Raw genomic sequence first — 13,162 nt, 5'->3', positions numbered from 1 at the left:
GTCAGTCCAGGAGGTCCGCGTAGAGGATCGAGGACAGGTACCGCTCGCCGAACGACGGGATGATCGTCACGATGAGCTTGCCCGCGTTCTCCGGGCGCTCGGCGAGCTGCAGGGCCGCCGCGATCGCCGCGCCGGAGGAGATGCCGACCAGCAGGCCCTCCTCCTTCGCCGCGCGACGCGCGTACTCGACCGCGGTCTCCGCGTTGACGTCGATGACCTCGTCGTAGACCGACGTGTCGAGGATCTCGGGGACGAAGTTGGCGCCGATGCCCTGGATCTTGTGCGGGCCGGGGGCGCCGCCGTTGAGGATCGCGGACTCCTCGGGCTCGACGGCGACGATCTGCACCCCGGGCTTGCGCTCCTTGAGCACCTGCCCGACACCCGTGATCGTGCCGCCGGTGCCGATCCCGGCGACGACGATGTCGACCTCGCCGTCGGTGTCCGCCCAGATCTCCTCGGCGGTCGTCGCGCGGTGGATCGCCGGGTTGGCCTCGTTGGCGAACTGGCGGGCGAGGATGGCGCCCTCGCGCTCGGCGACGACCTCGTCGGCCTTGTTCACCGCGCCCTTCATGCCCTCGGAGCCCGGCGTGAGGATGAGCTCGGCGCCGAACGCGCGCAGCAGGGCACGGCGCTCCTTGGACATCGTCTCCGGCATCGTCAGGACGACGTCGTAGCCGCGCGCCGCGCCGACCATCGCGAGCGCGATGCCGGTGTTGCCGGACGTCGCCTCGACGATCGTCCCGCCGGGCTTCAGCTCGCCCGACGCCTCGGCCGCGTCGATGATCGCGACGCCGATGCGGTCCTTGACGGAGTTCGCCGGGTTGTAGAACTCGAGCTTGCCGACGACGGTCGCGCCGACGCCCTCGGTGAGCTTGTTGAGGCGGACGAGCGGGGTGTTGCCGACGAGCTTCGTGACGTCGTCGTAGATGCGTGCCATGGCTTCCTCTTCTGTCGACGGCTCGGACGAGCCAGGGGGACCAACAGGGTGCGACGGTGCGGGGGCACCGGGTGCTGCGGGGGAGTGCTCCAGGACACTCGGACGACCTGTCCCGGGAGTCCGTCGCCGCGCGATGTCGCGTGGGCGGGCCGACGCCGTGGCGACGGGCGGGGGACGTGCGACGGGTGCGCGGAGCGGCGGGCGCGTCCGGCGGTCGTCAGCGACAGCCGTGACAGCGACAACAGGAGGTGCGCGCGAGAGCGCGACGGGGCGATGCGGGACGCGCGCCGGTCGCGGTCATTCCTCGCTCCTCCTGCTCGACGGCGCCCGTGCCCGGTGGATGGCCGGACAACCGGCCGACGTGCTCGGCCGCGCCGGGGGCGCTCGATGGTCCGAGGGTATCCGCCCACGTCGTGGCGCGGCAACGCCGTCCGCCGACCGGACGACGACGGGCGCCCCGCCGAGGTGGTGGGGCGCCCGTCGTGGGTCGTGGAGCGGGCGACGGGAATCGAACCCGCGTAATCAGTTTGGAAGACTGAGGCTCTACCATTGAGCTACGCCCGCGTCGGGTCGGTACTGCTCCGGGCTGTGTGGCTCCGGCCTGAGTGGCACTGCCGACCTGCGGCCGCAACCTTAGCAAACCGGCAGCAGGCCGACGAGCCGCCGGACCCCGCCCTTCCCACCAGTACACTTGCGCTGGCCCGTCGTCCTCGACGGGTGCACGGGGTGTGGCGCAGGTTGGTAGCGCGTCCGCTTTGGGAGCGGAAGGTCGCAGGTTCAAATCCTGTCACCCCGACACATCGTGAAGCGGGCCGAGGGCGGGCGTCCCGACGGGTCGCCGCCCTCCTGCGGCAGCGCTCGTCCGACGGAGGACACCGTCGCTCGGACGGGTGGCGTACCCTTGATGGGTTGCCCGTACGCCCGTCGGGGTCGCACGTGGGTCCGGAAGGACCCGCCGGTCCCGTGGCGGCGCGCGCAGCTCGTCCCGTAGCCGCACGCCGGCCCGCCCCGATCAGTTGGAGATCATCGAAGTGAAGAGCGCCGTCGAGACCCTGGACCCCACCAAGGTCAAGCTGACCGTCGAGGTGGAGTACGACGAGCTCAAGCCGAGCATCGACCACGCCTACCAGCACATCGCGGAGCAGGTGAACATCCCCGGCTTCCGCAAGGGCAAGGTCCCGCCCCGCATCATCGACCAGCGCGTCGGCCGCGCCGCGGTCCTCGAGCACGCCGTGAACGACGGGCTGTCCGGGTTCTACCGCCAGGCCGTGAGCGAGTCGGGCATCCGCCCGCTCGGTCAGCCCGAGGTCGACGTGACCGAGGTCCCGGTCGACGCGGAGGGCCCGCTCAAGTTCTCGGCCGAGGTCGAGGTCCGCCCCGAGCTCGACCTGCCGGAGCTGTCCACCCTCGCGGTGACGATCGACGCCGCGGAGGTCTCGGACGAGGACGTCACCGAGCGTCTCGACGCGCTCCGCGAGCGCTTCGGCACGCTCGTCGGCGTGGACCGTCCTGCCGCGGAGGGCGACTTCGTCGTCCTCGACCTCAAGGCCGTCATCGACGGCGAGGAGGTCGACTCGGTCTCCGGCATCAGCTACCAGATCGGCTCGGGCAACATGCTCGAGGGCCTCGACGAGGCGCTCACCGGCCTGTCGGCCGACGAGACCACGACCTTCTCCGCACCGCTCGCCGGTGGCGAGCACGAGGGCAAGGACGCCGAGGTCACCGTGACCGCGACGACCGTCAAGCAGCGCGACCTGCCCGAGGCGGACGACGACTTCGCGCAGCTCGCGTCGGAGTTCGACACGCTCGCCGAGCTCGAGGCCGACCTGCGCGAGCAGGTCGCGAGCATCAAGACGTCGAACCAGGCCGTCGCCGCGCGGGACGAGCTCCTCAAGGCGCTCACCGACGCCGTCGAGATCCCCGTGCCGGCCGGCGTCGTCGAGGCCGAGGTGCACCGTCACCTCGAGTCCGAGGGCCGTCTCGAGGACGACGCGCACCGCGCGGAGGTCGTCGAGGAGGCCACGACCGCGATCAAGAACCAGATCCTGCTCGACACCCTCGCCGAGAAGCTCGAGATCAAGGTCGCCCAGAACGAGCTGCTCGAGTACCTCGTGCAGGCCTCGCGCCAGTACGGGATGGACCCGAACCAGTTCATCCAGTCGCTCGACCAGGGCGGTCAGATCCCGGCCATGGTCGGCGAGGTCGCCCGGTCCAAGTCGCTCGCCGTCGCGCTGCGCCAGATCGAGGTCAAGGACTCGGCGGGCAACGTCGTCGACCTGACCGAGTTCATCGGCTCGGACGAGGACGACGCGGCCGGCGAGGTCGCCGAGCTCGTCGAGGAGGCCGCCGAGGTCGCCGCCGCCGAGGCCGTCACCGAGGAGCTGGCCGAGGAGGCCGTCGCCGCGGTCGAGGCCGAGGAGGCCGAGGAGAAGGCGGCGAAGAAGAAGACCGCGAAGAAGTCGACGAAGAAGGCCGCGGAGACCACCGAGGCCTGACGCGCCGAGCGCTTCCGACGCGGCCCCTGCACCCCGTCCCGGGGTGCGGGGGCCGTCGTCGTCCGGGCCCGTATGCGCTGTCGGCGAAAAGCGGCCTGGTCGGGACGAACGGCGGATGCCGTGCACGTTAGGGTCACTGCAACGGCGACGTCCCGGGCCGCACCGCACGCCGGTGGACGTCGTGACCAGGGCCACGGCCCCGGAGACGAGGAGCGACGAAGGAGATGGACGTGAACGATCAGCTGCTGCGGACGGACGCCGCAGGTCCCCTGGCCCGAGCGGAGGGCGCCGGTCTCGGCCTCAACGACTCCATCTACAACCGGCTCCTCAAGGAGCGGATCATCTGGCTCGGCTCCGAGGTGCGCGACGAGAACGCGAACGCGATCTGCGCGCAGATGATGCTCCTCGCCGCGGAGGACCCGGAGAAGGACATCTGGCTCTACATCAACTCGCCGGGCGGTTCGATCACGGCCGGCATGGCGATCTACGACACGATGCAGTACATCCAGCCCGACGTCGCCACGATCGCGATGGGCATGGCCGCCTCGATGGGCCAGTTCCTGCTCTCGTCCGGCACCAAGGGCAAGCGGTACGCGACGCCCCACGCCCGTGTGATGATGCACCAGCCGTCCGGCGGCATCGGCGGCACGGCGACCGACGTGCGCATCAACGCCCAGCTGATCATGCACATGAAGCGGGTCCTCTCGGAGCTGACGGCCGAGCAGACGGGCCAGTCGCTCGAGCAGATCATCAAGGACAACGACCGGGACAACTGGTTCACCGCCGAGGAGGCGAAGGAGTACGGCTTCGTCGACCACGTCGTCACGAACGCCTCGTCGGTGACCGGCGGCGGCGGCACCACGGCCTCCTGACCCGCAACCGGACCCAGACTTCACCCGAGGAGAACCCGTGAGCTTCAGCGCCGAGTCCCAGTACCTGTCCACCGCGCAGCGCCTCGCCGGCGCGGGCGCCCGTCCGGGCGGCGTCGCGCTGCCCGGCGGCGCGCCGTCGGCCCGCTACGTGCTCCCGCAGTTCGAGGAGCGCACGGCCTACGGCTTCAAGCGCCAGGACCCCTACACCAAGCTGTTCGAGGACCGCATCATCTTCCTGGGCGTCCAGGTCGACGACGCGTCCGCCGACGACGTCATGGCCCAGCTCCTCGTGCTCGAGAGCCAGGACCCGGACCGCGACGTCATCCTGTACATCAACTCGCCGGGCGGGTCGTTCACCGCGATGACCGCGCTCTACGACACGATGCAGTACATCAAGCCGCAGATCCAGACGGTCTGCCTGGGCCAGGCGGCCTCCGCCGCCGCCGTGCTGCTCGCCGCGGGTCAGCCCGGCAAGCGCCTCGCTCTCCCCAACGCGCGCGTGCTGATCCACCAGCCCGCGATGGAGGGCGGCGGCTACGCCCAGGCGTCGGACATCGAGATCCACGCGAACGAGCTGATCCGCATGCGTGAGTGGCTCGAGGACACCCTCGCGCTGCACTCGGGCAACCCGGTCGAGCAGGTCCGCCAGGACATCGAGCGCGACAAGATCCTCACCGCCGCCCAGGCGAAGGACTACGGTCTCGTCGACCAGGTGCTCGAGAGCCGCAAGGCCGTCGCGGTCAACAAGCCCTGACGCGCCGTACCGCACGCCTGAGGCGGGACGACGCCCACCGCGCCGCCGACTCCTCCGGGAGCGGCGGCGCGGTGCGTTCCGGGCAAGGTGTTGCACAGATGTGACCTGCGCACGGGGAGCCCACCTGACAACGGGGGTCCCGTGGTGTGGAATGGGGAGAAGGACCCGCTCGGACGTGGCACCGGTCCGGACGCCGCGTGCGGCGGCCCGGCTCTACCACCCGGACAAGGAGACGCGTAGTGGCTCGTATCTCGGACGGCGCCGACCTGCTCAAGTGCTCGTTCTGCGGGAAGTCGCAGAAGCAGGTCAAGAAGCTCATCGCGGGCCCCGGTGTGTACATCTGCGACGAGTGCATCGACCTGTGCAACGAGATCATCGAGGAGGAGCTCGCCGAGGCCACCGAGCTCGGGCTCGTCGACCTTCCCAAGCCCCGCGAGATCTTCGACTTCCTCGGGCAGTACGTCATCGGCCAGGACCCCGCGAAGCGGGCCCTGGCCGTCGCCGTCTACAACCACTACAAGCGGATCCAGGCCGGCGAGTCGACGAAGGCGTCGTCCGACGACCAGGACCACGTGGAGCTGGCGAAGTCGAACATCTTGCTGATCGGTCCGACGGGGACGGGTAAGACGTATCTGGCGCAGACGTTGGCGCGGATGTTGAACGTGCCGTTCGCGATCGCGGACGCGACGGCGCTCACCGAGGCGGGGTATGTCGGTGAGGACGTGGAGAACATCCTGCTGAAGCTGGTGCAGGCGGCGGACTTCGACGTGAAGAAGGCTGAGCAGGGGATCATCTACATCGACGAGATCGACAAGGTGGCCCGCAAGGCGGAGAACCCGTCGATCACGCGTGATGTGTCGGGTGAGGGTGTGCAGCAGGCGTTGTTGAAGATCATCGAGGGCACGAGCGCGTCGGTGCCGCCGCAGGGTGGTCGTAAGCATCCGCACCAGGAGTTCATCCAGGTGGACACGTCGAACGTGCTGTTCATCGTGGCGGGGGCGTTCGCGGGGTTGGACGACATCGTGGCGGCGCGGGCGCGCAAGCGGGGGGTGGGGTTCGGTGCGCCGATCGACACGGGGGCGGGGGAGGACCTGTTCGCGCAGGTGCGTCCGGAGGATCTGCACCGGTACGGGTTGATCCCGGAGTTCATCGGGCGGTTGCCGGTGATCGCGTCGGTGGGGGCGTTGGACGCGGAGGCGTTGGTGCGGATCCTGACGCAGCCGCGCAATGCGCTGGTCAAGCAGTATCAGCGGATGTTCGCGATCGACGGGGTGGAGCTGGAGTTCACGGACACCGCGGTGGAGGCGGTCGCGGAGCAGGCGTTGCTGCGCGGGACGGGGGCGCGGGGGCTGCGCGCGATCATGGAGGAGGTGCTGCAGCAGGTGATGTTCGACGTGCCCTCGCGTGATGACGTGGAGCGGGTCGTGATCACCCGCGAGGTCGTGCTGGACAACGTCAACCCGACCATCGTGCCGCGCGCCACCACCCGCACCCGCACCCCCCGCGAGAAGTCCGCGTAGACCGTCCCCGACCGGACGGCGCCGGAGCGTCAGGCGTCCGTGCCGACCTTCGCGCCGTACAGGTCGTCGATCGTGCCGGCGAAGTCCTCGACGACGCGGGCGCGCTTCACCTTGAGAGACGGCGTGAGGTAGCCGTTCTCCTCGGTGAAGTCCGTGTCGAGCACCGTGATCTTGCGGATCGACTCGGCGCGGGACACGGCCTCGTTCGCCCGCTCGACGGCGCGGTCGAGGGCGTCGAGCACCCCCGCGTCCTTCGCCGCCGTCGAGACGTCCATCGCGGGCAGGCCGTGGGTCGAGAGCCAGCCGGGCAGCATCTCGTGGTCGAGCGTCACGAGCGCGCCGATGAACGGACGCTGGTCGCCGACGACGACCACCTGGCTGACGATCGGGTGCGCCCGCAGGCGGTCCTCGAGGACCGCCGGCGCGACGTTCTTGCCGCCTGCGGTGACGATGATCTCCTTCTTGCGCCCGGTGATCCGCAGGTAGCCGTCGGCGTCGAACGAGCCGAGGTCGCCCGTGCGGAACCAGCCGTCCTGGAGCGCCTCGGCGGTGAGGTCCGGCCGGTTGCGGTAGCCGCGGAACACGTGGTCGCCCTTGACGAGGAGCTCGCCGTCGGCGTCGATCCGCAGGGCCGTCCCGGGGAACGCGGGTCCGACCGTGCCGATCTTCGTCAGTCCGGGGAGGTTCACCGCGGTGGGCGCCGTGGTCTCGGTGAGGCCGTAGCCCTCGAGGATCCGCAGGCCCACACCGCGGAAGAAGTGCCCGAGGCGCTCGCCGAGGGGTGCGCCGCCGGAGATCGAGTGGGTGAGCCGGCCACCCATCGCGCCGCGCAGCGTGCGGTAGACGAGACGGTCCGCGACGGCGTGCTGCACCCGTAGGGAGAGCGACGGTCCGCGCGGGGTGTCGAGCGCGCGCGAGTACGAGATCGCGACCTTCGCCGCCCAGTGGAACGGCTTCGCCTTTCCGCCGGCCCGGGCCTTGTGCTCCGCCGAGTTGTACACCTTCTCGAACACCCGGGGCACCGCGAGGAGGAAGGTCGGCCGGAACGTCCCGAGGTCGGCGACGAGGTTCTTCGTGTCGGAGCTGTGCGCGAGGACCGAGTCGGCCGCGACGACGACCACCTGGATGAACCGCGCGAAGACGTGCGCGAGCGGGAGGAACAGGAGCGTGCGCGCCCCGGGGGAGTCGAGGATCTCCGCGAGGCCTGCGCGACCGTTCATCGCGAGGTGGACGAAGCTGCGGTGCGTGAGCTCGACCCCCTTCGGGCGCCCCGTCGACCCGGACGTGTAGATGATCGTCGCGAGGTCGTCGGCGGACCGGCCGGACCGACGGCGGTCGACCTCCTCCACGGGGACGCCACGACCGGCCGCCCGCAGCGCGTCGACGGCCCCGTCGTCGATGACGAGGACGTCCTCGAGGCCGGGCAGGTCGTCACGGACGGACGCGACGGACGCGGCGTGCTCGGCGGTCTCGACGACCGCGAGGCGGACGTCGGCGTCGGAGCAGATCCAGTGCACCTGGTCGGGGGACGACGTCTCGTACACCGGTACGGGGACGGCGCCGACCGACCAGGCCGCGAAGTCGAGGAGCGTCCACTCGTACCGCGTGCGCGACATGATCGCGACGTGGTCGCCCACCGCGACGCCGCGGGCGACGAGACCGCGCGCCACCGCCAGCACGTCGTCCGCGAACTCCTGGACCGTCATCGTCGACCACGCGCCGCCCGGCGCGTCGCGTCGCTCGATCATCGGGGCGGACGCCGCACGCGCGACGCGGTCGAGCAGGAGCGTGCTGATGGTCGCGCGAGGGGAGACCTCGACGAGGCTCGGCGACACGTGTTCCGTCATGAGGACTCTCCGCTGAGTGGGACGGTCAGGGTGGGACGGCGTGCCACTTTACTCCGTACTCGCGGTACTGCGTTCCACCGTCCCTGCCCGGGGGTCCGGCCGCGCGCCCGTGCCCGACGTCGGGGCACCTCCACCGGCGGACCTAGGATCGGGGGGTGACGACGAACCCTGAGCAGCCGGCGCCGTCGGGCGCGCGGGAGATCCCTCCCGAGATCCTCACGCTGCGCGCCAGCATCGACAACATCGACGCGGCGCTCATGCACCTGCTCGCGGAGCGCTTCAAGTTCACCCGACGGGTCGGCGAGCTCAAGGCCACGGGCGGACTGCCCCCGGCCGACCCCACGCGGGACCGGCAGCAGATCGAACGGCTCACCGGCATCGCGTCGTCGGCCGGTCTCGACCCGGAGTTCGCCGAGGCGTTCCGCGAGTTCATCGTCCACGAGGTCATCCGTCACCACGAGCACATCGCCGCGGAGCACGCGGCCGCCGGGGGCTCCGTCCCCGTCCTCGACACGTACTCCTGAGCGCTCCCCGGTCGTCGGGTGCGCGGTGGCGGGGCCTGCCGATCTGACGGACCCTGGTGTGGACCGAGGGCGGGCCGCCGCGGTCCGTGGCGAGCCCGCCCGTCTGCCGACGGACGTCATGAGGTGTTCGCATGAAGATCGATTGGCTCAAGCCTCTCCTCGGCCACCCGGGCCCTTTCGCGACGGTGTACATCGACGCGACACGGGCCAACGAGGCCGCGGACCGCGAGGTCGAGAACCGGTGGAAGGGCGTGCGTCGCCAGCTCCACCAGGAGGGAGCGCCCGACGCGGTGCTCGACGACCTCGAGGAGGTGGTCCTGCGGCCGACGAGGGTCGCGGGCCTGCACGGGCGCGTGCTGATCGCCGACGACACGGGGATCCTCGTCGACCGGGTCCTCAAGGACCCGCCCGCACAGACCAAGGGAGCGTGGGGCCCCGTCCCCGCTCTGCTCCAGGCCGCGCGCGCGGCCGACGAGTCGGTGGACTACGTGCGCGTCGTGGTCGACCGCCAGGGCGCCGACCTCACCTGGTCCGTCGCGGGCGGCCACCTGCCGTACCAGGAGCCGGAGAGCGTCGAGGGCGGCCACGACGTCATCAACAAGGTGCGCACCGGTGGCCTGTCGCACAAGCGCATCGAGTCGCGGGCCGAGGACTCCTGGGAGCGCAACGCCGAGGTGGTCGCGGCCGAGCTCGAGCGCCAGGTCGCCGAGCACCGGCCCGAGCTCATCCTGCTGACCGGTGACGTCCGCGCCGTCCCGCTGCTGCGCGGGGCGCTGAAGCGTCCGGTCGAGGAGCTCGTCGTGGAGGTGCCCGGCGGCGGGCGCGGGGCAGGGATCAACGAGGCCGCGTTCGAGGCCCACGTCAGCGACGCGCTCGACAGCTTCCGCGAGAGACGGCGTGAGAAGGTGCTCGCCGAGTACCGCCAGGAGCAGGGCCGCGAGTCGGGGGCGGTGACGTCGATCGAGGACGTCGTGGCCGTGCTCGCGCGGGGCCAGGTCTCCGAGCTGGTCCTCGCCGACGAGTACGGGCAGGACACCGCGCTCGACGGTCGTTCGCTGTGGATCGGTCCGAGCCCGCTCCACATCGCCGCGACGAAGGAGGCCATCGAGGACCTCGGCGTCACCGACGGGCTGGAGAAGCTGCCGGCGACCGTCGCGCTCGTGCGCGCGGCGATCGGCCAGGACGCCGGCCTGACGTTCGCCCCGGAGGGCAGCGTCGAGCTCATCGAGGGCGTCGGCGCGACCCTGCGGTGGACGGACGAGGGGACGCCGCGCGAGGTCGCGGCGACGATGTCCGGGGACGACTCGCGGCTGCGCGGCGAGATCATCTGACCGACGGGCGACGCCCTCCTCGCCGGGAGCGAGGAGGGCGTCGTGCTGCGTGGCCGACGAGGCCGCCGGTTCAGGCCTTCTTGCGGGCCTCCGGCTCGCCGAGCTCCGAGGTGACGACGACGATCCCGCCCTGGACGGCAGGGTCGCCCTGGCCCTCGGCCGCCTCGACGAGGTCGAGCGACCCGGTGACGCGGCCGCCGTTGCGGACGTCGACCACCGCCGCCTCGACACCGGCGAGAGAGGCGCCGGGGACGGCGACGGTCGCGGCGAGGATCGGCGTGCGCATGGACACCTTGGCCTCGGACTTGACCTTGCGCAGCGCGGCGAGCGCGTGACCCGCCGCGGCGAGCACGACGGGGTCGGCGTCGCCTGCGGCCGAGCGCGCGACGTCGGGCGTGGGCCACGGCGCGCGGTGGATCGAGCCCTCGGAGGCGCGCCACCAGGACCAGACCTCCTCGGTCGCGAAGGGCACGAACGGCGCGAAGAGGCGCAGCAGCGTGTCGAGGGCGATCGCGAGCGCGACGCGCGCCGACCGGGTCTCGGGCGAGACGTCCGACGCGGTGGCGCCCGCCCCGTAGGCGCGGTCCTTGACGAGCTCGAGGTAGTCGTCGCAGAACGTCCAGAAGTACGTCTCGGTGATCTCGAGCGCGCGCGTGTGGTCGTAGGCCTCGAACGCCTCGGTGGCGCGCTCGACGACCGACGCGAGCCCCGCGAGCATCGCGCGGTCGAGCGTCTCGGTGACGGCCGCGGGGTCCAGGACGATCTCGCCGATACCCGTCTCGGCGTCGACGCCGAACGAGAGCGCGAACTTCGACGCGTTGAGGATCTTGATCGCGAGGCGGCGCCCGATCTTCATCTGGCCGACCTCGAACGCGGCGTCCGTACCGAGGCGCGCCGACGCCGCCCAGTAGCGCACCGCGTCCGAGCCGTGCTCCTCGAGCAGGCCCATCGGCGTCACGACGTTGCCCTTGGACTTCGACATCTTCTTGCGGTCCGGGTCGAGGATCCAGCCCGAGATCGCCGCGTTCTTCCAGGGCAACGAGCCGTGCTCGAGGTGCGAGCGCACGACGGTGGAGAACAGCCACGTCCGGATGATGTCCTGGCCCTGGGGGCGCAGGTCCATGGGGAAGACGCGCTCGAACAGGTCGGTGTCGACCTCCCACCCGCCGGCGATCTGCGGGGTGAGCGACGACGTCGCCCACGTGTCCATGATGTCGTTCTCGCCGACGAAGCCGCCCGGCTTCCCCCGCTGGTCCTCGGTGTACCCGGCGGGCGCGTCGGACGAGGGGTCGACGGGGAGCGCGTCCTCGGACGGCACGATCGGGTGGTCGTGGTCCAGCTCGCCCGACTCGAGCACGGGGTACCAGAGCGGGATCGCGACACCGAAGAAGCGCTGGCGCGAGACGAGCCAGTCCCCGTTGAGGCCGCCGACCCAGTTCTCGTAGCGCACGCGCATGAAGTCGGGGTGGAAGGCGAGCTCCTTGCCCCGCTGCAGCAGCTCGCCGCGCAGGTCGCGTCGCTCGCCGTCCGCGGTGGTCCAGTCGCGGCCGCCGTTGCGGATGTACCACTGGCGTGAGGTGACGATCTCGAGCGGCTTCTCGCCCCGCTCGTAGAAGTTGGCCATGCGCTGCGTCGGCACGGGCTCGCCGACGAGGTCGCCCGAGTCCCGCAGGGCGTCGACGACGACCTGGCGAGCGGAGAACGTCGTCTTGCCGGCCATCTCGGCGAAGAGCCCCTGACCGGTGTGCGACGTCACCCACTCGGGGGTCTCGCGCACGATGCGCCCGTCGCGCTGGATGATCGACCGGGTCGGGAGCTGCAGCTCGCGCCACCACTGCACGTCCGTCAGGTCGCCGAACGTGCAGCACATCGCGATGCCCGCGCCCTTGCCCGGCTCCGCGGCGGGGTGCGCGAGGACGGGGAGCTCGACGTCGAACAGCGGCGAGCGCACGGTCGTGCCGAACAGGTGCTGGTAGCGCTCGTCGTCGGGGTGCGCGACGAGCGCGACGCACGCCGCGAGCAGCTCGGGGCGCGTGGTCTCGATGTGCACGACCTCGCCCGTGGCCACGCCGTCGGCGGTGCGGTGGAAGGCGACCTTGTGGAAGTGGCCGGGGTACTCGCGCGCCTCGAGCTCGGCCTGGGCGACCGCGGTCTGGAACGTCACGTCCCACAGGCCCGGCGCCTGTGCCTGGTAGGCCTCGCCGCGTGCGAGGTTGCGCAGGAACGCGCGCTGCGCCGCGGTGCGCGACCGTGCGTCGATCGTCTGGTACGTCTGCGCCCAGTCGACCGAGAGACCGAGGCGGCGCCAGACCGCCTCGAACTGCTTCTCGTCCTCGACGGTGAGGCGCTCGCACAGCTCGATGAAGTTGCGTCGGCTGACGGGGACGTCCGGGGTCTTCGACGACTTCCCCTCGCCGCCCTCCTGCGGGGGCACGAAGCCCTCGACGTAGGGCAGCGTCGGGTCGCACCGCACGCCGTAGTAGTTCTGCACGCGCCGCTCGGTGGGCAGGCCGTTGTCGTCCCAGCCCATCGGGTAGAAGACCTCGAGGCCGCGCATGCGCTGGTAGCGGGCGACGACGTCGGTGTGCGTGTAGGAGAAGACGTGGCCGACGTGCAGCGACCCGGACGCCGTCGGGGGCGGGGTGTCGATCGAGTAGACCTGCTCGCGGGTCTTCGTCCGGTCGAACGCGTACGTCCCCTGCTCGGCCCAGCGCGCGCCGTGCAGGTCCTCGAGCCCGTCGATGCTCACGCGGTCGGGTACTCCCGTGACCACCGCGCGGACGACGTCGCCGGCTACCTGACCGGCGGTGGGGGTCGTTGCTGCAGCGGGGTCTGCCGCGCCTACGGGCGCGTTCGTCGGGAAGTCGCTCATGGTCGCCCAT

Annotated in this window: 9 protein-coding genes and 2 tRNA genes; 7 read left to right on the top strand and 4 right to left on the bottom strand. The window is 71.3% G+C overall.

Annotated features, from left to right (window positions below; genetic code table 11):
• Position 1: 1 nt before the first annotated feature.
• Positions 2–937 carry a cysteine synthase A gene (gene cysK, locus ACZCLJ_RS05615; protein WP_251153921.1) on the bottom strand — a complete coding sequence of 312 codons (936 nt, stop codon included), beginning with the start codon at positions 935–937 and terminating at the stop codon, positions 2–4.
• Positions 938–1,427: 490 nt separating this feature from the next.
• A tRNA-Gly gene (locus ACZCLJ_RS05610) sits at positions 1,428–1,501 on the bottom strand.
• A gap of 158 nt (positions 1,502–1,659) precedes the next feature.
• On the opposite strand from ACZCLJ_RS05610, the gene ACZCLJ_RS05605 reads away from it, so the two are divergent.
• The 5 genes from ACZCLJ_RS05605 to clpX all read left to right on the top strand — a co-directional run bounded on the left by ACZCLJ_RS05605 (position 1,660) and on the right by clpX (position 6,578).
• Positions 1,660–1,733 (top strand) — tRNA-Pro (locus ACZCLJ_RS05605).
• Between the two features lie 235 nt (positions 1,734–1,968).
• Positions 1,969–3,432, top strand: coding sequence for a trigger factor (tig, locus tag ACZCLJ_RS05600; RefSeq protein WP_251153922.1), 1,464 nt, complete (start codon positions 1,969–1,971; stop codon positions 3,430–3,432).
• Between the two features lie 224 nt (positions 3,433–3,656).
• On the top strand, positions 3,657–4,304 hold the full coding sequence (locus ACZCLJ_RS05595; protein WP_251153923.1) for an ATP-dependent Clp protease proteolytic subunit: 648 nt from the start codon (positions 3,657–3,659) through the stop codon (positions 4,302–4,304).
• A 37-nt stretch (positions 4,305–4,341) separates the two neighbouring features.
• A complete protein-coding gene (locus ACZCLJ_RS05590; RefSeq protein ID WP_285821168.1) occupies positions 4,342–5,058 on the top strand; it encodes an ATP-dependent Clp protease proteolytic subunit in 717 nt (238 codons plus the stop codon).
• 239 nt (positions 5,059–5,297) lie between these two features.
• Complete coding sequence (clpX, locus tag ACZCLJ_RS05585; protein WP_463105729.1) at positions 5,298–6,578, top strand: ATP-dependent Clp protease ATP-binding subunit ClpX; 1,281 nt, start codon at positions 5,298–5,300, stop codon at positions 6,576–6,578.
• Positions 6,579–6,607: 29 nt separating this feature from the next.
• Here the strand turns inward: clpX and ACZCLJ_RS05580 are convergent, their stop codons facing one another.
• Entirely contained in the window at positions 6,608–8,425 is a 1,818-nt protein-coding gene (locus ACZCLJ_RS05580; RefSeq protein WP_463105728.1) for an AMP-dependent synthetase/ligase, read from the bottom strand.
• Positions 8,426–8,580: 155 nt separating this feature from the next.
• Between ACZCLJ_RS05580 and ACZCLJ_RS05575 the strand changes: the two genes are divergently transcribed.
• Positions 8,581–8,949 (top strand): chorismate mutase, encoded by a 369-nt coding sequence (locus tag ACZCLJ_RS05575; RefSeq protein ID WP_251150611.1) that lies wholly within the window; start codon positions 8,581–8,583, stop codon positions 8,947–8,949.
• Between the two features lie 131 nt (positions 8,950–9,080).
• Positions 9,081–10,280 carry a baeRF2 domain-containing protein gene (locus ACZCLJ_RS05570; RefSeq protein WP_463105727.1) on the top strand — a complete coding sequence of 400 codons (1,200 nt, stop codon included), beginning with the start codon at positions 9,081–9,083 and terminating at the stop codon, positions 10,278–10,280.
• A gap of 70 nt (positions 10,281–10,350) precedes the next feature.
• On the opposite strand, the gene valS is transcribed toward ACZCLJ_RS05570, so the two are convergent.
• Positions 10,351–13,152 (bottom strand): valine--tRNA ligase, encoded by a 2,802-nt coding sequence (gene valS, locus ACZCLJ_RS05565; RefSeq protein WP_463105726.1) that lies wholly within the window; start codon positions 13,150–13,152, stop codon positions 10,351–10,353.
• Positions 13,153–13,162 lie beyond the last annotated feature (10 nt).

This window comes from Cellulosimicrobium sp. So1_17, assembly GCF_055181235.1.
The sequence above is the reverse complement of the archived record's forward strand: the minus strand, read 5'-3'. Positions and strand labels throughout refer to the sequence as shown.